A 22,175-nucleotide genomic window follows, 5' to 3' on the forward strand; every position below is an offset into this window, starting at 1 on the left:
CCCGTCGTGCTGGGCGCTTGGTGGATCTCGCGACATCTCGAGGTGGGACTCGGGTATGACGTCCCGGTCCGCCTGTTCATATCGTTGCCCCTCGCTGGAGGCTCGCGCCGTTCGTGCTGGACGGCGGGCCGCCTGCGACCCCGAGCGCGCAAACCCAGCGGCGCGCGAGCTTGGGCCGCGCTCCGCGCGGGGAACGGGGTGGGGGCGGCCGCTCACGGCCGTCCGGCAATCGAGTGCCACACCCACTGGGTGCAGGGTGCTCGCTTTGGTAATGTCCGGTCGCGTGACGCCGGAGATCCTGATCGTCGGCGACCCGGCGGGACGCCGGCAGCTCGCCGACCTGATCGCCGCGAGCGGCTACGGCGTGGTGCTGTGCGCCCCGCGTGAGCTCAACCGGCGCGTGCGGGTCAGCTCGCCGCCCGCGGCGATCATCGCGTGTATCGGAGACCTCGACGCCGACGTGGTCCTCGCGGGGCTGCGGCGAACCCGAGCGGGCGCCTCGATCCCCGTGGTGCTCTACGGTCGGCTCGGCGGCAACCTACGCGATCTGGCGGACGTGCTGGACATCGGCGCGGACCACTTCGTCGAAGAACCGGCGACCGAGGCCGAGCTGCACGACGCCCTCGCCCAGTTTGTCCGGCCGCCCGCGCGAGACTCCCGAGCCCACGGCCGGGAGCCGTCTCGCGCCAGCGAAGACCAGGATCGGGATCGGGATCGGGACCGCGATCGGGACCGGGACCGGGATCGCGATCGGGATCGCGACCGGGATCGCGACCGGGATCGCGATCGCGATCGCGACGCCCGCCCGCGCGGCGCGGCGCTCGGGGAGCTGCACCGGACCCTCGATCGCCTGCAGGCTTCGCTGCGCTCCGACGACCCGCGCTCCGATCCCGAGCTGGCCGAGATGGGCCTCGACCGGATCCCCAACGTCGATCCACCGAGCGACGCCATGCTCGACAGTGATCCACTTGTCGGCGGCGACCGGGACCACACCCGCGGTCGCACGCGCGACCACACCCGCGACCATGATCGCGTCCGTGTGCGCGGCGATGGCCTGACCTTCCCGGCGCTCGTCGACGACGGACCGCCCAGCGACGGCTATGGCCGCGGCCGCGCCATCGAGCGCCCCCGACCCACGCGGCGCGAGACCACGGATCAGGTCGCCCGTGATCGGCGGCCCCTCGACGCCGAGGACGACACGGGATCCGTGCGCCACAGCTGGCGAGACGAGCCCAGGTATCCGCCCGCCTCGGGCAGCGACGCGGGCTCGGAGAGCGAGGGCCAGCGCACCCGCGCGTGGGCGCGACCCGAGCACGAAGGTCCGCTCCGGCGCGGGCTCGAGCGGCCCGACACCCCCCGCGCGAGCGCGGTCTTGCTGGGTCGTCGGCCCGACCGCGACTTCGTGCGCACCGAGCCCGTGCGCACCGAGCCCGCGCGGACCGGGCGGGACCCAGCCGACCACACCTCGCGCTTCGATCCGCGCGGGCGCGACAGCCCGTGGCCAGAGGACGACTTCGACCCGAGCGAGTCCACGATGATCCGGCGCGAGCGCAGCAGCGCGACCACGCGGCGGCGCAGCTCCGAGAGCTGGACCGGTCGCGAGGGCGGCGTGGACTCGCGCCGCGGCGAGCTCGAGGACAGCCGCGACGCAGCGCGTCCAACCTCCCGCCTGGGTCGTCCGCCACCGCGCCGCGAGCCCGCCCACGGACCCGGCGTCGGCTCCGATCCCGACGCGTCGCCGGGCGCGGACAGCAGCGCCCGACGACACGAGGCCGGCCGCGACCGCGGTCCCCTGCGCGACGTCGAGCCAAGCCCCGCGCGGGCCCGCCCACGCGCCACCCGTGGCCGCGCCGCGCCCCCGAGCAGCTCGACGCCGAGCCTCCGCATCGATCCCAGCCTCCGCGAGTCGGGCACGCTCAGCGCCGACGTCGACGTCGCCACCGTGCTGTGGGCGCTGCACGATCAGCGCTTCACCGGCAAGCTCCGCCTCAACCGGGCGCGGGTCGAGAAGCAGCTGTGGCTGCACGACGGCGAGGCCGTGTTCGCCCGCAGCACGGCCACCAGCGATCGCCTGGTTGACGGGCTGCTGCGTCGCGGGGTGCTCACGCGTCCGCAGTACGAGACCGCGCGGCGGCTCGCGGCCAAGGAGCCACGCCGCGCCGGTCAGCTGTTGGTCGACGCCGGCTTTCTCAAGGCCCGCGAGCTCGACGTGCAGCTGCGCGACCACCTCGCCCGGGTCATCGACGCGACCTTCATCTGGTTTGACGGCACCTGGAGCACCGAGCCGGGCGATCGCACGGATGAGCCGATCCAGCTCGAGGTCCCGATGGCGGCGCTGATCCTCGACGGCGTGCGCTACCGGTGTGACGCCAGTGACCTCGAGGATCGTTTGACCCGTCGCGTCGGCGGTCGCGGGCCGCTGGTGCCCCGGCTGCGCGTGGGCGGCGATACGCCCGACGAGCTCGACAGCCTGATCATGGAGATCGGCGAGAGCTTTCGACTGCTCCCCGAGGAAGAGTCGTGGCTGCGCCGCTTTGATGGTCGCCACGGCGTCGCGGCGCTGCTCGCCGACGGCGCGGATGAGCAGGCTCTGTTTGCGCTGCTGTTCACGCTGGATCTCGCGGGCTTCGTGGATCTCCGCGAGCAGCCCGAGCCGCAGGCGCGAAGCGATCGGGATCCCGCCCAGGTCGACAGCGATCGGATCCTCGAGCGCCTGCGCCTGGCCCGGGAGGCCGACTACTTCGATCTGCTGGGGATCGGCCGCGACGCCTCGCGCAGCGAGGTCCGCCAGGCCCACCTCGAGCTCAGCGCGACCTTCTCGGACGACGCGCTCGAGCACGACAGCTGCCGTCGCCACGCGCGGGAGCTTCGTGAGCTGCGCGCCGCGATCGAGGAAGCCCGAGACATCTTGGCCGACGACTCGATGCGCTCGGCCTACCTGGCACACCTCGGAGAAGGCATATGAGCGAGCGACTGCGGACAGTGTTCATGGGCTCGCCAGAGTTCGCTGTGTCTTCGCTGCAGGCGGTCGCGCGTCGCTGTGAGCTCGTCGCCGTCGTCACCCAGCCCGATCGCCCGTCGGGCCGCGGGCGCAAGCTCAAGCCGCCCGCCGTCAAGGTCGAGGCCGCCACGCTCGGGGTCCCCGTGCTGCAGCCGACGAAGGTCCGCAAAGGCAAGCTTCGCGCGCTGCTCGAGCCCTACGCGCCCGAGCTGATCGTGGTGACCGCGTATGGCCGGATCCTGGGCGCCGACGTGCTCGAGCTGCCCAAGCACGGCTGCGTCAACGTCCACGCCTCGCTGTTGCCCCGCTGGCGTGGCGCCGCGCCGATCCAGCGCGCGGTGCTGGCTGGTGATTTGCAAACGGGCGTTGCGATCATGCGGATGGACATCGGCTGCGACACTGGGCCGGTCTATCGCATGCGCGCCACGCCGATCGGGGTCGAGGAGACCTCGGGTGAATTGTTCGAGCGGCTCGCGGTGCTCGGCGGCGAGCTGCTCGATGAGTTCCTGCTCGAGTTTCCCAGCGTGCCGCCGCCGCAGGACCAGTCCGAGCTCGACGGCGAGGTCTTGCACGCGGCCAAGCTCGAGAAGTCAGAGGGGCAGGTCGACTGGGGTCGCGACGCCGTGCAGGTGGTGAACCATGTGCGCGGCATGGATCCCTGGCCGGCTGCGTTTAGTTCGCACGGGGGGGCGCAGATCAAGCTGTTCGCTGCCGGGCTTAGCCGCTGGCCGCGGCCGGAGCGCGCCGTCGCGGCTGGGACCGTGCTCGGGGTGGACGATGACGGGGTGCATGTTTGCTGTGGTGATGGGGTCGTGCGTATTGGTCAGCTGCAGGCGCCGGGGAAGCGACGCATGTCCGCGCGCGAGTATGCGGCTGGGCACCCGTTCGCGGAGCACGAGCGGCTTGGCGTGCACGGCTGAACTGCGCCGCGACGACGCGGGCGTGCTGCGATTCCACAGAACGTGGATCCTGCATGACCACGCCACACCGACCCGCGCTCATGCTAGCGTGGCAGGATATGCTCGACAGCGGCGCGTTGACCCGAATGGAGACCCGGCGCGCACGGCTGGAGTGGGCCTTGCTCGCCGCGATCGCCTCGTGGGGGTCCGCGTGTGCACCCCCCAACATCCCCGACGAGGACGGCGCAGAGCAGGGCAGTGACAGCGAAGACGAGGGCATCTCACCGGGCGACCTGTTTCCCGAGCCCGACCCCGAGATTTGCTTCGCGCAGATCGACGCCGCTGGATCTGGAGACTGCATCACGGTCTTGGGCTATCGGTGGGCCGTTGGCGGATGTGAGTCTGTAAAAGGCTGCGCCTGCGTCGGAGCCGACTGCGACCTGCTCTTCGCTGATCGCGAAGTGTGCCGCGAGGCATATTTTCACTGCGCGCTGTGCGATCCCTGCCCGGACGATATGACGTGTACCGTCCACTGCGGAGGCGTCGGCTACATCACCGACTGGTATTGCGCGGAAGGCGGGTCCTGCTGGCCCGACGAGATGGAGTACCCCTGCAATTATGAACACGAGGGTCAGCGGATCGGCGCGGATCTAGAGTGCAGCGGCCTCGGCCGCGCGATCTTTGCGGCTGGATTCGAGGATCCGTCACCCCAACCGACGCCCAAGACCATGCCCGATCCGGCGCTCGTCGCCGCGTCGGCGTGGGCCCGGATCGCGGCTTGCGAGGCCGCCTCGGCCGACGTGTTCGAGGCGCTCGCCAATCACCTCGACGCGCTCGCTGCCCCGGCTCCCTTCGCCGACGACGCGCGCAGCTTCGCCAGCGACGAGCGCCGCCACGCACATCTGGCCTGGGCGATCGCCCGCACCCGCAACCCCGCGGTCGTGATGCCCACGATCCCGCCAACAAGCTCGCCAACCTCGGTAGCGCAGCTGGTCGAGCACACGATCCAAGGCGGGTGCGTGGGCGAGACGCTCTCGGCCCTCGAGCTCGAGCATATGGCCGCCGCCTGCTCCGACCCTGCGATCGCCTCGACCCTGGCCACGATCGCCGAAGACGAGGCCCGCCACGCCGAGCACGCCTGGATGCTGCTCGCGTGGTTGCTGCGCCGCTACCCGGAGCTGCGTCCGCTCGCGGCCGCCACCTTCGCCCGCGCGAGTGATCCGATCCGGCTCGATGTCGACATCGATCTCGACGCCCACGGGCTCCTCAAAGATGGCAAGCGAGCGCAGCTGTGGGCGCTCGGCCGCCGCCGCGTGGTCGACCGCCTCGCCGCTCAGCTCCTGGTTCAGCCGCCAAGCAAAACGCCGCCGGTCGACGTGCTCGGTTGTACGGCCTAACGGCTCATGTTGAGAGCGGACCAATAGAGTCGCATGAAGTGCGACCGCCTCCCCACGTTATCGTAGAATCAGCGCTAATGGATGCGAGTAACAACATCCTCGTGCGTTCGATCGCGATCATCGGCGGTCTGGACCTATTGGTCTCGATCCAGATCACATTTGTCGTCGGGGTGATCGATCTGGTCTCGCTGCCGATCTTCCTGGGCCTCATGGCCGGCCGTGCGCTGACCTGGGCCGCCGACCTGTTCATGGTCCTCAGACCCGTCCGCGCGTGGCAGCACGATCCCACCGCGCTCGGTGAGGCTGAGCTTCGCCAGGCCGATCGCTCGCTGGGCACGGTTGGGCGCAGGTTCATCGGCGGCTACGTCGCCGGGTGGGCGGCCTGCATGTCGCTGGCGATCATCGCGGGTCGGCAGGGCTTGGGCGGGCTGGATCTGCTGGGCGCGGGGCTGTTCGTCGGCGGGCTGGTTCCGATCATCGCGGCGATCATTCACCCACTGTTTGCCTACTTGCTGCTCAAGCTTCGGCTCGAGCTCACCGCCCAGCTGCGCGAGCGACAGATCCTCGTCGAGCGGATGCCGGGCTCGTTCATTGGTCGTCAGGTCGTGATCGGAATGGCGCTGTCGTGGGGCGTGGTCGTCTGCATGCTCGGGCTCGGCCTGATGGTCTGGTCCGATGGATTGCGCGCCGAGACCACCGCAACACTGCGCGGTGATGTGGCGTTGGCTGCCGCTCGAGTCGACGCCGGCCGAGACCCATCGGGAGACCTGGACAGCCTCGCGCTCGTGACCGCCGCCGAGCTGCCAACGCAGCTCACCAACGCGCTCGCACCGGGCGAATTGGGCGAGCCAGCAAGGGTAGCGATCGACCGATCGCAGTCCCTGGTCCTGGCCGCCGCACCGCTGGCTGATGGGCGCTGGGTCTACGGCACGCGTGTCGTCGATGAGCAGCTCCCCCTGGTCGTGCTGTTGGTCGTGGTATTCCTGGCAGCCACGCCGATCCCCGGAGCTGTCGGCCACTGGGCGCTGGCGAGGCTGACGAGCCTGCCGCTCGCGCGGGTCGCCGAGGCTGCACGAAGCTTGGCAACCGACGGCAAGGTCCGCTCGTTTCGACGGCTTGGGGCCCTGCACGACGACGAGCTTGGCGAGCTCGTCGCGAACTTCAACAAAGTCCTGGATGTATTCGACGAGCTGGCGACCGCGGCGACCACCGTCGCAACGGGCGACCTGCGGGTTCGCATCGAGCAGCCGGGCGATCTTCAAGACGCGTTTCGGGCCATGCTCGCCCAGCTCAACGAGGTCGTCGCGCGGATCCGCGAGACCTCGCTGGAGCTCGCCTCCGCGGCCATGGAGATCCAGGCGCTCACCGTTCAGCAAGACGAGGCCGCGCAAGAACAGGCCGCGTCTGTCCGCCAAGTCAGCGCGAGCGTCAGCAACCTGGCCGCGGCGGCGGACGACATCGCCCGCTCGGCTGGGATCGTGCTGAGCAACGCCGAGCAGGCCTACGAGACCACCGACGCGCTCGTCGAGAAGAGCAGCGAGCTCGACCGCCAGGTGTCGAGCATTGGTGACCTGCTGGGGCTGATCCGCGAGATCGCCGATCGCAGCGATCTGCTCGCGCTCAATGGTTCGCTCGAGGCGGTCCGCGTCGGTGAGGCGGGGCGCGGGTTCGCGTTGGTCGCCACCGAGATGCGCCGACTTGCCGAGCGCGTGACCGGGACCGTCGACGACGTGCGGGGTCGCATCACCCAGATCCAAGGCGCGGGCGCGGGCGCGCTCGAAGCCACGCAGGCCAGTCGTGCGCTGGTCCAGGGTACCGCCGAGGCGGCGCGCGCGATCTCGAAGGTCACCCGCGAGCAGAGCATCGGCACCGAGGAGGCGTCGGGGGGCATGGTCGCCGTCGCTCAGACAGTCAACGCGGCCGCGGCCGCGACCTCGCAGACCCGCGCCGCGGCCGAGGGGCTGCGCGTCCACGCGACGGCGCTCGAGCGACTCACGAGCCGGTTCCGGCTCGACGACGACGTGCTCGACTCTTGATCCGAAGCCTTCGTCGCCATGTCCGACGAGCGCGCGCGTCGACCTCGGGCCACCAGACCTTGCCCCCAAGCAATCGAGGATGACCCGAACCTCCGGCACAGGCGCTCTCGTCGCCTAGTTGGTAGGTTTGGGGGGAGGGTGCGCCGCGTCTGCGGTCAAGCTGAGCCTAAACCGGCAAGACCGAGGTCGCGGGCGCGAACCGAGGTACTCTGTCGAGGATGGCGAGGGCGAAGCCAGAACCGAAGCGCGCGGTGTCTCCGCGGGCCTTGGTGTGGGCTCGGGAGCGCGCGCAACTCGAGCGTGGTGACGTGGACGAGCCGCTACAGCGCCAGGGTCACTCCCCGCGACGGAACAGCCGCCGCGCCCACTGGCTCGACAGGTAGGGGATCGGCCGCAGGTACTGCACGAACCCCTGGGGCCGAATGTTCTGCCCGGTACGGAACGGCCAGAACGCGGTGCAGCGATCGTCGACCGTCACCTCTTCCTGCAGATAGATTCGCACGAGCGGAAACCACTGCTTGCTCCGGGGCTGCGCGGCGGCCTCGAGCTGAAACACGACATCACCGCTGGCGACGGCCTCGCTGATCTTGGTAAAGCGCCCCTCGCTGGAGTTTTCGGACTGGCTCAGGGGCACGAGCCGCAGCCGCATGTCCGGTTGATCCGCGATCTCGAATTTCGCCATTCCGTGGTAGACATTGGCCAAGAAGTCGCGCTGGTTGGTACGAAATGGAGCGATCGGGAGCATCAGCACGGACTTCGAGGTCACCAACAGCAGGTCTTGCGAGCTCTCCTGGGCCATGTAGTCGGAGTCCGGGGCGACGTTGAAGCGAACCGCGAACCCGAGCACGTCGGGGAGCTCGCCGCGATCCGAGCGATAGAGCCCGGCCGACAGGCGCACGAGCGCGTCGTCCTGGGCCAAGCCCTGGGCGATCTCGTCGAAGGGCGGGTCGAGATCCTTGACGGCCTCGACCTTGGCGCGAAAGTAGACGCCGCGCGGGTGAAACATCCGCACCCGACGAAGCAGGCTGCCGACGGCGAAGATCGGCGCGATCGCGGCCCCGGTCCACAGACCCAGCAGTTCGCCAAGTCGTTTGGGCCGGTTTACGGGTATCGTGTTTTGTTTCGACATGGCGACTCTCCTTTGTCGGCATTCCGCACATTCGCGCGTCTGCCTCCGAGCGTGTTCATGAGCTGTTATATGTGTGAGAATGGCAGTGGCACCGGCGCCGGCAATAGAACAACGCGTTCATTCGCCGATGCGAGCGCCACGCGGCACCCGGCGGCGACCGCAGCGGAGACCGACGCGACGCGCAGTACGACTCTGACCCCGGCTGCCCTGCCCGCCGCCGTCGCGGACCCCGAAACTTCGTCGCAGCCGAGCTCCCGCGTCCGCACACGCTGCGGTTTCAGTCGCCGCGTCGAGTCTCTATCGTCTCACCTACGATGCCGACCGAGCACGCGAGCGACGAGCTCCTCGCCCAGGAGCTGCGACAGATCGGCATGATCGCCGGGCTCGGGATCTCGCCGACATGCCCGAGAGGTACCCGAGCCCTATCCGCCCGGGATGTGACACCCCCGCCGACGCGCGTTCGTCGCGGATCCAGTCATCCCCCTGTCGGCAGCTGGCGCGTGAGCGCAAATAATGCGGAACAGGATCCTGGAGCGCGCATCTTTCCCTCGACTAGAGGACAATCTTCACCAGTGGCTGGTTTGCCCCGCTCGTTCGCGAGGTGCACGGACATACCCCGATCGTGACGGCATCATCGCAACAGCAGGGCTCGATCGCGCTGATGCCCGTCGCACTCGGGGCGCATCACGTCGCCGTCGAGGCGCTCGCGGTGCTGGAGATCCTCGGCCCGCGGGAGTGGGTGCGGATCCCCAATACGCGGCCGCTGTTGCCCGGCGCGCTGGCGTGGCGCGGGCGGGCGATCGGCGTGTTGGACCTCGCACCCGCGCTGCGCCTGCCGGCGCTCGAGGCTCCCAACACCCGCGGTCGCAACGCGGTCCTGCGCGTCGACGACGACGTCGTGGTGATCACGATCGACCGCGTGCTCGAGGTGCGGCGCGCGAGCGTCGACGCGATCAAGCCGGTCCATGCCACGCGATGGTTGGTCGAGCGCGGCGTGCCCTGCCGGGGTGAGCTCGAGCTCGAGCTCGAGCGCGACCTCGACACGGACGTGATCCCGGTCTTGGACCTCGAAGCGTGGGCGAGCATGCACCGGAGCGTGCGCTGATGCGGCTGCTGGTGCTCGCGGGTGCCGGCCTGGCGATCCCCGACGCCGTGATCACGTCGATCGAGCTGGGCGCCGACCAGGCCACGCCCTGGCTCGCCGATCTGCTCTACGGCCAGACCACCGCGCGGACGACCGACCAGCCGCGACGAACGCTTCGGCTGCAGGGCGGCGGCGCGGTCGATGTGCCCGCAACGATGCACTTCGTCGAGCACGTCACGCCCCTGGCGTTGTCCGACTTGCTGCGCCTCGACCCCCGCCTCGTCGGCATCGTCGGCGTCGTCGAGCTGCCTGAAGGTCTGAGCTTGATCTGCGATCCAAGCGAGCTCGTCGGGCACGGGGAGCCCGTCCAGTGACCCGCGCCGACCGACGCGAGGCGCTGCTCGCCCGGTTTCGTACAGGTTCGCTGGCACGCATCGTCGAGATCAGCGACGCGCTGGCGAGCGCAGACACGCTCGACCCGCTGGTGGTGGAGCCGCTGCGGGCCCCGCTGCATACGCTCAAGGGTGAAGCCAGGATGCTGGGCCTGACGTCGCTCGCCGCCCTGGCCCACGCGATCGAGGATCACCTCGTAGATGATGGCGGCGGGCACAGCCTCGTGCATGTCCGCGCGGCGGTTGAGCTGGTCCACGAGCGGCTGCACGCAGCCCTGGTCGAAGATGCCGAGGCCGAGCGAGCGCTCGAGCGGGGGCTCGCGCTGTTGAGCGGGCACGTGCTCGCCAGCGCGATCGAGCCAAGCCCGCCGCCGGTCAGCTCGCGGCCCGCGACACCGGCCGCGTTCTCGCAGATCCGCGTGGATCTGGTCGAGGAGCTGTGCGAGCGGCTCGAGGTCTTGCGCGTGGGTGGCCACGCGAGCGGGACCAACGGCGAGCGCTCGGGCGGGCTCGATCCCGAGTTGCGCCAGCAGCTCGCCGAGCTGACCGAGCTGGCCTGGAGCCTGCGGCTGGTTCCGGTCGAGCCGGCCCTCGACAGCCTCTCGGACCACGCCCGCGAGCTTGGCCGGCAGCTCGGCAAGCCGCTGCGGGTCACGATCGATGCTGGCGGCGCGCAGCTCGAGCGCTCGTTGCTCGAGCGCCTGCAAGAGCCGCTCATGCACCTGATCCGCAACGCGGTCGACCATGGCATCGAACCCAGCACCGAGCGCGGCCACAAGCCCAGCCAGGCGACCCTGGAGATCATCGCGCGATCGGACGGACCCGAGGTCGTGCTCGCGGTCGTCGACGACGGCCGCGGCGTCGACGTCGAGCAGGTCCGTCAGCAGGCGCGCGAGCGCGGGCTGCTGAGCGAAGCCGAGGCGCAGGCGGCCGGCCCCGACGAGCTGCTGGCGCTGCTGTTCACGACCGGGTTCTCGACCAGCAAGACGGTCAGCGAGCTGTCGGGCCGCGGGATCGGCCTGCACGCGGTGCGCCGCGCGATCGAAGGTCTGGGCGGCGAGGTCTCGCTGACCTCGACCGTTGGCCGGGGTGCTCGCTGTGAGCTGCGGGTGCCGGCGACGATCAGCCGCGAGACGGTGGTGGTGATCGGGTTCGGGCGGGCGCTGTGGGGCGTGCCCTCGCGACGGGTCGGCCGGGTGGTCGCGCTGAGCCAGCGCCAGGCCGCGGGCGAGAGCCCCACGATCGTGGTCGATGGCGAGCACCTCCCGCTGGTCTCGCTCGCGCAGTTGCTGGGGCTCGACGACGCCAACCTCGTCGAGAACCGCGTGGCGATCTGCTGCCGCCACGCCGGTCGTGGCTACGCGCTGGCGAGCCCCCCAGTGCTCGGCGAGTTCCAGCTGTTTCGCCGGCCATTGGGCTCGCTGCTGGCGAACGTCGGCCCAGCGAACGCGAGCGCGGTGATGGACGACGGCCGCCTGGTGCTGCTGCTCGAGCCCGCGACCCTGCTTGGCCAGCGACTTCGAACCGACACGCGCGAGCGCCGGGCCCAGCCGCGGCGGCGCGCGCGAGTGCTGGTCGTCGACGACTCTGCGATCGTGCGCGAGCTGATGGTCGAGCTCCTGACCGCGGCCAACCTGGAAGTTTGCACGGCCAGCGACGGCGTTCAGGCGCTCGAGCTGCTCGGCCGCCGTACCGTCGAGCTCGTGCTCTCAGACGTGGAGATGCCAAACATGGACGGCTTCGAGCTGCTCGAGCGACTCCGCCAGCGCGACTCCGAGCTGCCGGTCATCATGGTCACCACCCGGGGATCCGCGGCGGACCGCGAGCGCGCGACCATGCTCGGCGCCGACGCGTACCTGGTCAAGTCGGACTTCCGCGAGCAACACATGCTCGAGGTCGTGGGGCGCTTCGTCGAGGTGCCCCGATGATCCGGGTGTTCATCGTCGACGACTCCGCGATCTGCTGTCAGGTGCTGACAGAGCAGCTCGAGGCCGACGGCGACATTCGGGTCGTCGGCGCCGCCCACAACGGCCGGACCGCGCTGGCCAAGCTCGCCAACGCCAGGCCAGACGTGGTCACGGTCGATCTCAACATGCCTGGCATGAACGGGCTGGCGCTGATCGAAGCGATCATGAGCGCGGATCCGCGGCCGATCATCGTGGTCACCGGGCTCGACGCCAAGGCCCGCGATCTCGCCGTGGCCGCGACCGCGCGCGGGGCTCTCGAGCTGGTCAACAAGATCCAGGGTCGGGACGACGAGGCGAGCGCGGCGTTGCGCGCGAGCGTGCGGCGGCTGGCGGCGGTCGCCGTGGGTCCGGTCGCGCCCGCGGACCCGGATCGAGTGATCGGGTCGACGTGGCCGACCCCGATCGCGGCTGAGCGACACATCACGCCGATCATTGGATTCGGCTCGTCCGCGGGCGGACCTCAAGCCTTGTTCGAGGTGCTCGCCGCGCTGCCGTACGATCTGCCCGCGGCGATCGCCGTCGCCCATCACCTGCCGGCCGACTTCGGCTCGGCCTTTGCCCGTCTGGTGCGCGGGCAGGTTAAGTTCGAGGTGCTCGTCGCCCACGACCCGATCGTGCCCACGCCGGGCGTGATCGTGCTGCCTCCTGGCGGCGCCGATCTGGTCCTGGAGGCGGGCGCGCTGCGGGCTCGCCGGCCAGCCGTGAGCCCGCTGCTGTGCCCCAACGTCGATGTGCTGCTGTCCTCACTCGCCGCGGGTCCCGGCGCACATGCTGGGGTCGTGCTCAGCGGGCTCGGCCACGATGGGAGCGTGGGGCTCGCGGCCATGCTCGCGGCCGAAAAGCTGACGATCGTGCAGCACCGCGCGAGCGCGGCAGTGTGGGGCATGCCCCGGGCCGCGCTGCCCTCGGCGCTCGAGGTGCTCGAGACCCACGCAATTGACGACGCGCTGGTTCGCTGGGTTCGAGAGCGAACGCAGGTGCGGAGGTCCGATTGAGCGCACAGGCATCGCTCGTCGAGCTGCTGCGGGTCGAGTATGGGCTCGACCCCAGCCGCGGTGGCCTGACGGCAGCGCTGGCTCGCCACATCGAAGATCGAGTCGCGCTGCTGGATCTCGATGAGGCCGCGCTGCTCGAGCGCGTGCGACGAAGCCTCGACGACGAGCGCGCCCGCCTGATCCACGCTGTCACCGTTGGCCACAGCTGGTTTCACCGCGACCCCAGTCAGCTCGACACGGTAGTTGAGCTGTTGCGCGCGCGGCATGCCCAGGGGCCCGAGCGCGTGCTCGAGGTGTGGTGCGCCGGCTGTGCGCGAGGCGAAGAAGCCTGGACCCTGGCGATGCTCGCGGCCGAGTTCGAGCTGCCCGTGCGCGTGCTCGCGACCGACGTCGACGCCGTGGCGATCGAGCAGGCGCAGGCGGGGCGCTACGCACAGTGGAGCCTGCGCGAGCTGCCGGCGGCGCTGCAGCGGTATCTCCAAGTCGAGGGTGAAGGGGTCAAGCGCCGCTGGGTGATCGACGCCCGCCTGAGAGACATGGTCGAGTTCGCGGTCCACAACCTGTGTGATCCGCCGCCGACCCGGCGCTTTGATCTGATCTGCTGCCGCAACGTGTTGATCTACTTCGATCGTGGCCGAGCGAACTCCGTGGTCGCCCGCTTGCGCGAGCGGCTGCTGCCAGCGGGACAGCTGGTGCTCGGCGGCGGAGACCTCATGTTCGGCGAGAGCCCGCCGCTGCGGTCTGAGCTCCCGCGCGCCGAGCTCGCCCCCGTCGTCGTCACCCCGATCGCCACCCCGATCGCCACCCCGATCGCCACCCCGATCGTCAAACAGGTCATCGCCGAGGCCCCCGCACCGGTCCGAGCTGTTGGCCCGCTCGAGCGCGCGGGCGCGGCGGTCCAGACCGGGCAGTACGAGCTTGCCTTGCAGACAGTCGCGGCGCTGATCGAGCGCGAGCCTCTGCTCGTAGAAGCCCACTTTTGGGCCGGCCTGGCCAACTACGCGTTGAGCCGGTTTCAAGCCGCCAGCGAGGCGCTTCGCCGGGCACGGTTGCTGGCCCCGCAGCTGTGGCCCGCGATCTTGTTCGCCGCGTTGACCTACGAACGGCGCGGCTGCTGGCCGGCCGCGCGACGGTGCTGGCTCGAGCTGGAGCGAAGCCTGCAACTGTCCGACACGACGCCACTCGAGGGCACCGACACGCTGCTTGGGGCGCTTCCGAGCTGGCGGGTCGAGGCGCTCGAACTCGCGCACCAGCGCAATTCGAGTGATGCGTTGCTACGCTCTCGTCTGGACCCCACTCCATGACCAACGCCACGCTTGCCTCAGGCGCGACCATTCTCGTCGTCGACGACAGCCTGCTGGTCCTCGACATTATCCGAGACGCCCTCGAAGGGCGTGGTTATCGGGTTGCCACGACCGACGCGCCGCTCGACTGCAAGCGCATGCTCGAGGAATTCGAGCCTGATGTGTTGGTCGTGGATATCGAGATGCCCGTGCTCGATGGCCCCGAGCTCCTGCGCCTGGTCCGACGTCGCAGCACGCATGCCTGTATTGTGCTGTTGTTTAGTGATCGATCGCAGGAGGAGCTGGCCGCGACGGTCCTCGCCTGCGGGGCCGACGGTGGCGCCCAAAAGACCCCAGACTGTGGCGAGCTGATCGCCGTGCTCGAGCGCGAGCTCGCGGTCCGCCCCCGCTGATCGTATTCGGATCGATGGGTGGTCGCGGGGCCATGGCGCGCGGTTTCGCGCGCGCCATATTTGCGTAGCTGTCAGCTGTTCGAGCACCAAACGACGAACCTGGTAGCGTGATCGCAATGATGACCATGTCTTCGCAGCCACGGACACTGTCAAACGTGCCAGGTCGCGACCTCGAGCCATCGCCGACGTCCGACTCTCCCTGTCGTAAACAGACCAGCGAGATCTTGGCGGTGATGAGAGACCTCGCCCAGGGTCGACTGGGCGCCAGGGTTCGCGCGAGCCTCGACTGCCCCGGCCAAGATCCACTGCGCGAAGATCTCGACGGTATCTGCGACGCGCTCAACACCCTCGGCGAAGAGCTGCAAGCCACGGTGGTCAGCCGCAACGAGTACGAGCGCGCCTTGCGTGAGCTCGCCCAGGCCCAGACCCAGCTGGTCCACGCGGCCAAGCTCGCGGCGATCGGGCAGCTCGCGGCCGGGGTCGCGCACGAGCTCAATCAGCCGCTTCAGATCATCGCGCTCACGCTCGACGAGCTGCGCGACGCCGTGCTCGCGGGCGACCAGAACGACACGCTCGAATTCCTCGACCTGATCGAGGCCCAGGTCACCCGCGGCGGAACCGTCGTCGGTCGCCTGCTCACCTTCAGCCGCAAGGACGACGCGGGCGGGGCCGCGCTGATCAGCATCAACGACGTCGTGACCAAGGCAATGGGAGTGCTCCGCGCTCAGTGTGCGGCGTCCGGCATCCAGATCGAGGAAAGGCTCGACCCCAACATTTGTCCAATTCCATGCAAGGGCGGCGAGTTGCTGCAAGTCGTGGCAAACCTGGTGATCAACGCGCGCGACGCTCTACTCGACACCGCTGCCCCGGTCATCGTCGTGCAGACCTTTAGTGAGGATAATTGTATTGGGATCGAGGTCAGCGACAATGGCCCGGGTATCGCCGGCGCCGATCTCGAGCGGATCTTCGAGCCTTTTTACACGACCAAGAGCATTGGGGTCGGTACGGGGCTCGGGTTATCGATCGTTCACGGCATCGTCGACCGTCACGGTGGCACGATCGAGGTGCACTCGGAGCTCGGCCACGGCGCGCGACTTCGCGTGGTCTTGCCTAAGTGACCGTGCTGTGAAAGCGCAGCTCCCCAGCAATGATCTTCGCGCCAACCGCAAACACCTCGGAGATCACGGCGGGGGTGAGCACCTCATTGACTGAACCCAGCACATATCCACCTGCGTCGTCGCCCCGCAGCAACAGCGCCTGGTCGCCGTAGCGCCGCGCCAGCTCGAGTTCGTGCAGTGACATGAGCACGCCGTGCCCGGCCGCCGCGAGCTCGCGGGTCAGCTCCAGCAACGCGAGCGCGTGGCCCACATCGAGCGCGGTCGTGGGCTCGTCGAGCAGCAACAACGGCGCCTCGGTTGCGAGCAGTCGGGCCAGCAACACCCGCTGGAGCTCGCCGCCGCTGAGCGTGCGGACGTCCCGAACGCTCAGATCGCTCGCCTCGACCCGCGCGAGCGCGGCCGTCACCGCCAGCTCGTCGGCCCGCCCCGGACCCGCGAAGGCCGACAGATGCGGGGCGCGACCCAGCATCACCAGCTCGTTGGCCGGCATCCCCCACGGCAGCTCGGTCCGCTGAGGCAACCACGCACAGGCACGCGCCCGCGCCCGCAGCGAGTGGCGCGCGAGCGGGCTGCCGTCGAGCCACACCTTGCCCTCGTCGGGCTGGATCAAGCCCAACAGCGCCCGCAGCAGCGTGGTCTTGCCGCTGCCGTTGGGGCCCACGATCACGCTCACGGTCCCCGGCGTCAGCTCGAACGAGCAGCCGCGGATCAGCCACCGCCCGGCCACGCGCAGGCCCAGCCCCTCGGCCCGCAGCTTCATGTTGGCTCCTCGGTCTGGCGCCGCAGCAGCCACAGGAAGAACACGCCGCCGATCAGGCTGGTCAGCGCGCCCGGGGCCAAGAACATGGGCGTGAGCGCGCGGCCGAGCGTGTCGACCCCGAGCATCAACGCCGCGCCCACGACCATGCTCGCCGGCAACAGCCGCGCGTGCGCGTGACCGGCCCCGCCCAGCAGCGCACGCGCGACGTGGGGGACCACCAGGCCGACGAATCCAATCACCCCGACCGCGGCGGTGCTGGTCCCCACGAGCAGCCCCACGACCAGCGCCGCGAGCAAGCGCAGCCGGCCGCGATCGACCCCGAGCGTGGCCGCGGTCTCTTCGCCCAACACCAGCAGATCCAGCGGCCGATGCAGCGCCCACGCGGCGACCATGCCAATCAGTATCGGCCCGCTCGCCCAGCCCAATTGCGTGAAGCCACGGCCGTCGAAGCTGCCCATCATCCACGCCATGGCCTTTTGTGCGAGGGCGTAGCGATCCAAGAACATGGCCAATGTCACGGTCGAAGCGGCGCCGGCCAGCGCATTGAGGGCGACCCCAGTGAGCAGCAGATAGGCCAGATCTTGGCGCCGCGAGGTCAACCCAAACAGCAGGGCCAGCATGGTCAGCGCGCCGAGGCCCGCGAGCGTGGGCGTGACCCACAGTCCCTGCTCGTCGACGCCCAGCGCGAAGCCCAAGATCACCGCGGCCGCAGCCCCCGTCGAGATCCCGAGCACCCCGGGGCTGGCCAGCGGGTTGCGAAACAGACCCTGGGTGACCGCGCCCGCGCAGCCCAGGCCGGCGCCGACCAGCAGCGCGAGCAGGATCCGCGGCAGCCGCAGCTCCCACAGGATCGCCTCGGCGGTCGGCTCGAGCTGGCCGCCGCGCAGCTTGACCGCGATCAGCTCGAGCACGTCGCCCAGCGCGAACTCACCGGGCCCGACCGTGAGCGCCAGCGCGGCCGCGAGCGCCAGCGCAGCCGCGCCCACGCTCCACGGCAGCACCCAGCGCCAGGTCTTGCTCGGCGCCGTCGCGCTACTCGGCATGCGGCTCCAGCAGCGGCGCCTGCATGCGCGCGGCCAGCTCCAGCATGTCCTCGCCGGTCGTCGCCAGGTACGGGGCCGGGATCGTGATGATCCGGCCCGACGCGACCGCGGCGAGCTTGCCCAGTCCCGGCTGCGCCGCCAGCTTGGTCCGCGCCTCGGCGCAGGGCTGCTCGCCGCACCCAACCACGATCCAGGCCGGGTCCCACGCGACCAGCTGCTCGGCGTCGAGGCGCTGGTGCCCGTCTAAGCCCTCACGCGCGGCCAGGTTCACGAACCCGGCCGTGGTCGCGGCGTCGTCGAAGCTGGTGTGGGCGCCCGGCACGTAGCCGTAGTCCCAGGCGATGACGGTGGGTCGCTGATCGACGGGCGGCCGGGCGGCCTCGAGCTCGGTCCGACGCGCGACGAAGCGATCACGCATGCGCCCGGCCTCCTCGCTCGCGCCGATCGCCTCGCCGATCTGCGCGAGGTTGGTCAGGTAGCCCGCGAAGCCCGTGAAGTCGTCGAGCACCAACACCCGAACCTTGTCGTCGATCGCGGCGCGGTACTCGGGCGCGCTGAAGCTCGCGACGATCACCAGGTCCGGCGCCAGCGCCAGCAGCTCTTCGGGGTTTTGGCCGACCCGAGGCGTGCCCGCGGGCCAGCGCCCGGCGACCGTGGAGTAGCGGGGATCGTCGGCCATCGGGCTGAGGCCCACGACCCGCGCCTGGACCTCGTCGCCGAGCGCCCACAGGACCTCGTCGGCGAACACGGTGCGCGAGGCGATCCGCTTGGCTGGACCCTTCGCGCCGGCTGGCTCGTCGGGTTTGCCGCGACACGCGACCACAGACAACGAGAGCGACAGCGCCAGCACCAGGCGGCTGAGCAGATCGAACAGGGAACGGATTGCGGGCGGGATCACGATGCTCCTTCGTCTCCCCACGAGACTGCGGATACACCCGGACCGACGAGGTGTGGGATGAGTCGTGTCGAGGTCCGGACCGCCGGCAGGTCTTCGGACTCGCGGGCGCTTCGCCGCCACCTTCGTGGCTGGTCGGCTTCCTTGGACCCGCGGCTTCCCAGGTATCCCCAGTGCCTTCGTGCGGACCTCGTTCCCGCTCACCGCTGCGGGGGCAGCTCTGGATTCGCACCAGATTCCCTCTTGTGACGCCCCTCGTTGTGACTCGGGGCGAACCGGCGGCGCGACAGGACTAGCCGGGCCAGCGTGGCCGGTCAAGCGCGTCGTCGCGGGACCAGCGCGAACCGGTAGACCCGCAAAAGACGCAGATCTCATCGGCCACGATGAGGATCGGATCCGCGCGCGGCGACGCCAATTGGGTAGCGAGCCTCGCGACAAACGCCGACATTCGCGACCGATGATCAGATAGCCTACGAACGTATCCGCAAGCGGGCCACAAGCGCTGGCCCGAGCTGAAAACAGTCCCCCCCGCCGCCGATGATCGACCCACTCCCGTCCTCCGCGATCCCCCAGGCCGACTGCATCGAGCGAGCGCTCGAGTACGCGGTGCTGCTCCACTACCGGCAGTTTGCCCTGCGTGATCTCGTCTATAGAGGGCGTGACGCGATGTACTATCGCGCCGCCGCCCAGCTCCTCGGCCTGACCGACGCCTCCGGTCAGCCGACCGCGACGGTCGTCGAGTTCGTCCACGGCGGCGTCGACCCGCTCGAGCTGCTCCGGGCAAGCTTCGAGCGCAGCGCGGTCGGCCTCGCCTGGGCGCGGTTTGGCAAGGGTGGCCTGTGGAGTCTCGATCCCGACTCGGCCGAGGCGTTCTTGGCCACCGCTACCGAGCTGGCCCCCGCGACCGCCGAGCGGCGGGCGAAGACCCTGCGCACCTGGTGGCACGAGCTCGCCCCCGAGCACAGCGGGCCGTCGGTCGAGCAGCTGCGCGCCGAGCTGCTGGCCCGGCCGCTCTCGAGCTTTCACCTCTCGGCGCGCACCACCAACGTGTTTCGCCGGGCGGGCTTCGAGCTCGTGCATCAGGTCGTCGCGCTGACCAGCGTCGGTCTGCTCGAGCTGCGCTCGTTCGGTCAGATCTGTCTGCGCGAAGTCGACGGGCTGCTGTCCCAGGCGCCCCCGGGTGAGACGATCGACGAGCTCGCGGCCGCGCTGTCAGCCGGTCAGGTCAGCTGGCCCGCAGGCTTCGACACCGCCACCGCCACCGCCACCGCCACCGCCGCGGCGCCCAGCCCCGCCACCGTCGACCCCGAGCTCATCGACCTCACCCAGCTCAGCTGGAACCAGCTCGCCACCACCTTGCCCGCGCACATCCTGGCGCTGAGCATCGAGCAGGTCGACCTTCCAACCCGGACCTACACCTTTTGCGACAGCGAAGGCATCGAGACGATCGGTCAGCTGGTCGCCCGCTCCAAGGCCGAGGTTCGCGAGGCCCGAGGGGTCGGCCCCGGCACGCTCGCCAGGTCGCTCGAGCAGCTGCTGCAGACCTGGCAGCGCTACCCCACGCCCGCGCACCTGCAGACCGGCACCTCGGCCGATCCCGCCCACAGCTTCGACCCCAGCGCGTTCGCGACGGTGCTCGAGCTGTGGGAGGCTCGGCTCTCGCACCTGCCCGACCGCGACGCGCAGGTGGTCCTGCGCCGCAGCGGTGCGGTCGGCGAGGCCGAGACGCTCGAGGCGATCAGCGAGACCCTGGGCGTCACCCGCGAGCGCGTCCGCCAGATCGAGGGGCGCGGTCTCACCCGCCTGCGGGCCGAGCAGAGCTGGATGAGCCGGATCCGCGCGACGCTGACCGCGGCCCGCGGCGAGGCCAGCTACCTGTGGCTGAGCGACCTCGAGGACGACAGCTTCCTGCAGCCGCTGGTCGACCGGCCGGCGTTCGTTCGCTACCTGGCCAACCGCGTGATCCCCGATGACTGGCACGCCTACGCGTGGGATCGAGACGACGTCCTGCTCACCCACAAGCGCGAGCGCGAGCCCGAGGTCGCCTACGAGGAGCTGGCCGCGGCGCTGCGCCGCACCGAGTGGCCCGCCCCCTACTCGTCGTTCCTCGAGCTGGTCGGCGCGCAGCTGCTCGCGGACGAGGCCGATCTTCGCCCCCTGTTCATCCAGCGCGCGCAGGCCAGCTTGGCCGTCGACAACGACGATCACCCGTCGGAGGTGCTGCGATTTGGCCACTCGCGCGACGCTCGGGTGCTCGCGTACCTGACCACCCGCGAGGGCCCGGTCAGCGTGCGCGAGCTACACCAGCTGTTTGGTCGCGGCGCGCTGCCCGACGAGTGTGTGATCGTCGCCCGCGGCCACGTCGCGTTGCCGCGCCACTTCCGTGACTTCGAGCTGTGGGAGCGGCGCTTGGTCCCGCTGGCGAAGCGCTTCATGGAGCGGGCAGGCCCCGAGCGCCAGTGGATGGCGCACGACCTGCTCGAGCTCGCCGGTGAAGAAGGCAGGCTGCCAGACTGGATCACGCCGTGGCTGCTCAGCAGCATGCTCCGGCGCTCGGGGGAGGTCGAAGATCTCGGCCGCCAACGCTTCGCCCTGCGCGGCAGCGTCCCGCAGACGCGTGTGCACCTGGTCCCGGCGGCGGTCGAGATCCTCGACCGGGCCGGCGCCCCGATCCCCGAGGACCAGCTCCGCGCGCGGCTCGGTGAGCGGGTCGAGGTGCTCGACGCCACCTTCAACACGCTGCGCACCTCGATCCCCGTGTTCCCGCTTGGCGATGGCCGCCTCGGCTTGATCGAGCGCGACATTCCCGGCGGCCTCGATGCGATCCAGCTCGCCGGCGAGCTGCTCGAGGTCGTGCTGCGTCAGCGCGGCCGCGGCCTGTCCTATCATCAGGCGCTCGGCGAGCTGCGCCAGCTCAGCCCCGAACACGCGCAGTGGACCACCGGAATGGTCGCGGTCGTCGCCCGCGCCCGGCCCACGATCATCGCCAACCGCTCGGGGATCGGCCTGGACTCATGGGATGGCGTTCGGGTCCCCACGCAGGCCGAGCTGCTGCTCGAGCTGCTCAACGCGGGCGAGGGCGTGGCCAGGGTCGACGCGTTCCTGGCGACGCTGCGGGAGCTGCATGGTCGCGAGCCCCAGCGCGCGTCGATCGCTGGCACCGCCAACTTCGTCGGTGCTCGGCTCCGCGGCGAGTTCGTGGTCCTGGCCGACCTGGCCGACGACTTCATCCCGCCCATCGAGCGCCGCCGCTCGCAGCCCGAGCCCACCTCAGAGCCCAGCGCAGCCACGCCAGCTCCGAGCCTCAGCCCCGCGCCGGCTGCCCTCGCGCTCGGCCACCCCAGCGCGACGGCGCTGCCGCCCCAGTTCCCCAGCGCCCGCGACCTCGCGCTGCCCCGGGCCGCCCGCGAGCTCTACACCAAGCTCACCCAGGAGCTCCCCGGTGACTGGGCCAGCCTGCTCGCGCGCTGCCACGCTCACGCGGCTCAGTTTGCCGCGCTCACCCAGCGCAATGAGTTCCTGCCGGTCAACGAGGCCCGCAAGCTCGCCGCCGGCCTGCCCCTGCTGGTCGAGCGCGCCCAAGCCTCCGGTGATCCGGTCGCGCTGCGCCTGGCCTGGGTGGCCGCCCGCTACTTCGAGATCGCCGACGACGGCGAGCTCGACTTCACGATCGGCGGCCTCGATGACGACGTCGCCGTGTTCAACGCGATCGTCAGCCACCTTGGCTTCGCCGAGCTCGCGTTCGACCTGACCTGATCTGAAC

The 22,175-nt window shown here is 70.3% G+C and carries 16 protein-coding genes and 1 riboswitch; of the genes, 12 read left to right on the forward strand and 4 right to left on the reverse strand.

Annotated elements, in window-relative coordinates; translation table 11 throughout:
- Window positions 1-283 precede the first annotated feature (283 nt).
- The 4 genes from ENSA7_RS44640 to ENSA7_RS37990 all read left to right on the forward strand — a co-directional run bounded on the left by ENSA7_RS44640 (window position 284) and on the right by ENSA7_RS37990 (window position 7,333).
- A complete protein-coding gene (locus tag ENSA7_RS44640; RefSeq protein ID WP_181234500.1) occupies window positions 284-2,965 on the forward strand; it encodes a DUF4388 domain-containing protein in 2,682 nt (893 codons plus the stop codon).
- Window positions 2,962-3,921: a methionyl-tRNA formyltransferase gene (gene fmt, locus ENSA7_RS37980; RefSeq protein WP_244924046.1), complete on the forward strand. Its 960-nt coding sequence runs from the start codon at window positions 2,962-2,964 to the stop codon at window positions 3,919-3,921. Before ENSA7_RS44640 ends, fmt begins: the two co-directional genes overlap by 4 nt.
- Window positions 3,922-4,019: 98 nt before the next feature.
- Window positions 4,020-5,297 carry a ferritin-like domain-containing protein gene (locus ENSA7_RS37985; RefSeq protein WP_181234501.1) on the forward strand — a complete coding sequence of 426 codons (1,278 nt, stop codon included), beginning with the start codon at window positions 4,020-4,022 and terminating at the stop codon, window positions 5,295-5,297.
- Between the two features lie 101 nt (window positions 5,298-5,398).
- Complete coding sequence (locus ENSA7_RS37990) at window positions 5,399-7,333, forward strand: methyl-accepting chemotaxis protein (RefSeq protein ID WP_181234502.1); 1,935 nt, start codon at window positions 5,399-5,401, stop codon at window positions 7,331-7,333.
- A 334-nt stretch (window positions 7,334-7,667) separates the two neighbouring features.
- On the opposite strand, the gene ENSA7_RS37995 is transcribed toward ENSA7_RS37990, so the two are convergent.
- Complete coding sequence (locus ENSA7_RS37995) at window positions 7,668-8,462, reverse strand: catalase family protein (protein WP_106094318.1); 795 nt, start codon at window positions 8,460-8,462, stop codon at window positions 7,668-7,670.
- Between the two features lie 622 nt (window positions 8,463-9,084).
- On the opposite strand from ENSA7_RS37995, the gene ENSA7_RS38000 reads away from it, so the two are divergent.
- The 7 genes from ENSA7_RS38000 (at window position 9,085) to ENSA7_RS38030 (ending at window position 15,714) form a co-directional block, all read left to right on the forward strand.
- Window positions 9,085-9,567: a chemotaxis protein CheW gene (locus tag ENSA7_RS38000; protein ID WP_181234503.1), complete on the forward strand. Its 483-nt coding sequence runs from the start codon at window positions 9,085-9,087 to the stop codon at window positions 9,565-9,567.
- Complete coding sequence (locus ENSA7_RS38005; RefSeq protein WP_106094320.1) at window positions 9,567-9,920, forward strand: hypothetical protein; 354 nt, start codon at window positions 9,567-9,569, stop codon at window positions 9,918-9,920. The genes ENSA7_RS38000 and ENSA7_RS38005 overlap by 1 nt, the downstream gene beginning before the upstream one ends.
- Entirely contained in the window at window positions 9,917-11,866 is a 1,950-nt protein-coding gene (locus tag ENSA7_RS38010) for a hybrid sensor histidine kinase/response regulator (protein WP_106094321.1), read from the forward strand. Before ENSA7_RS38005 ends, ENSA7_RS38010 begins: the two co-directional genes overlap by 4 nt.
- Window positions 11,863-12,900 carry a chemotaxis protein CheB gene (locus ENSA7_RS38015; RefSeq protein ID WP_106094322.1) on the forward strand — a complete coding sequence of 346 codons (1,038 nt, stop codon included), beginning with the start codon at window positions 11,863-11,865 and terminating at the stop codon, window positions 12,898-12,900. Before ENSA7_RS38010 ends, ENSA7_RS38015 begins: the two co-directional genes overlap by 4 nt.
- Window positions 12,897-14,204 (forward strand): CheR family methyltransferase, encoded by a 1,308-nt coding sequence (locus ENSA7_RS38020; RefSeq protein ID WP_106094323.1) that lies wholly within the window; start codon window positions 12,897-12,899, stop codon window positions 14,202-14,204. The genes ENSA7_RS38015 and ENSA7_RS38020 overlap by 4 nt, the downstream gene beginning before the upstream one ends.
- On the forward strand, window positions 14,201-14,596 hold the full coding sequence (locus ENSA7_RS38025) for a response regulator (RefSeq protein WP_106094324.1): 396 nt from the start codon (window positions 14,201-14,203) through the stop codon (window positions 14,594-14,596). The genes ENSA7_RS38020 and ENSA7_RS38025 overlap by 4 nt, the downstream gene beginning before the upstream one ends.
- A 233-nt stretch (window positions 14,597-14,829) precedes the next feature.
- The gene (locus ENSA7_RS38030) at window positions 14,830-15,714 is read left to right on the forward strand and encodes a sensor histidine kinase (RefSeq protein ID WP_181234504.1); all 885 of its coding nucleotides are present in this window, start codon (window positions 14,830-14,832) and stop codon (window positions 15,712-15,714) included.
- Here ENSA7_RS38030 and ENSA7_RS38035 read toward each other — a convergent pair.
- The 3 genes from ENSA7_RS38035 to ENSA7_RS38045 are packed head-to-tail and all read right to left on the reverse strand — an operon-like array spanning window position 15,707 to window position 18,415.
- On the reverse strand, window positions 15,707-16,474 hold the full coding sequence (locus ENSA7_RS38035) for an ABC transporter ATP-binding protein (RefSeq protein ID WP_106094326.1): 768 nt from the start codon (window positions 16,472-16,474) through the stop codon (window positions 15,707-15,709). The genes ENSA7_RS38030 and ENSA7_RS38035 overlap by 8 nt on opposite strands.
- Entirely contained in the window at window positions 16,471-17,517 is a 1,047-nt protein-coding gene (locus ENSA7_RS38040) for a FecCD family ABC transporter permease (protein ID WP_106094327.1), read from the reverse strand. The genes ENSA7_RS38035 and ENSA7_RS38040 overlap by 4 nt, the downstream gene beginning before the upstream one ends.
- Window positions 17,507-18,415 carry an ABC transporter substrate-binding protein gene (locus tag ENSA7_RS38045; protein WP_181234505.1) on the reverse strand — a complete coding sequence of 303 codons (909 nt, stop codon included), beginning with the start codon at window positions 18,413-18,415 and terminating at the stop codon, window positions 17,507-17,509. Before ENSA7_RS38045 ends, ENSA7_RS38040 begins: the two co-directional genes overlap by 11 nt.
- A 67-nt stretch (window positions 18,416-18,482) precedes the next feature.
- Window positions 18,483-18,707: riboswitch (cobalamin riboswitch) on the reverse strand.
- 242 nt (window positions 18,708-18,949) lie between these two features.
- On the opposite strand from ENSA7_RS38045, the gene ENSA7_RS38050 reads away from it, so the two are divergent.
- The gene (locus ENSA7_RS38050; RefSeq protein WP_106094328.1) at window positions 18,950-22,168 is read left to right on the forward strand and encodes a DNA-directed RNA polymerase subunit alpha C-terminal domain-containing protein; all 3,219 of its coding nucleotides are present in this window, start codon (window positions 18,950-18,952) and stop codon (window positions 22,166-22,168) included.
- Window positions 22,169-22,175: the final 7 nt, after the last annotated feature.

Origin of the sequence: Enhygromyxa salina (assembly GCF_002994635.1) — a bacterium.
GTDB lineage: Bacteria > Myxococcota_A > Polyangia > Nannocystales > Nannocystaceae > Plesiocystis > Plesiocystis salina_B.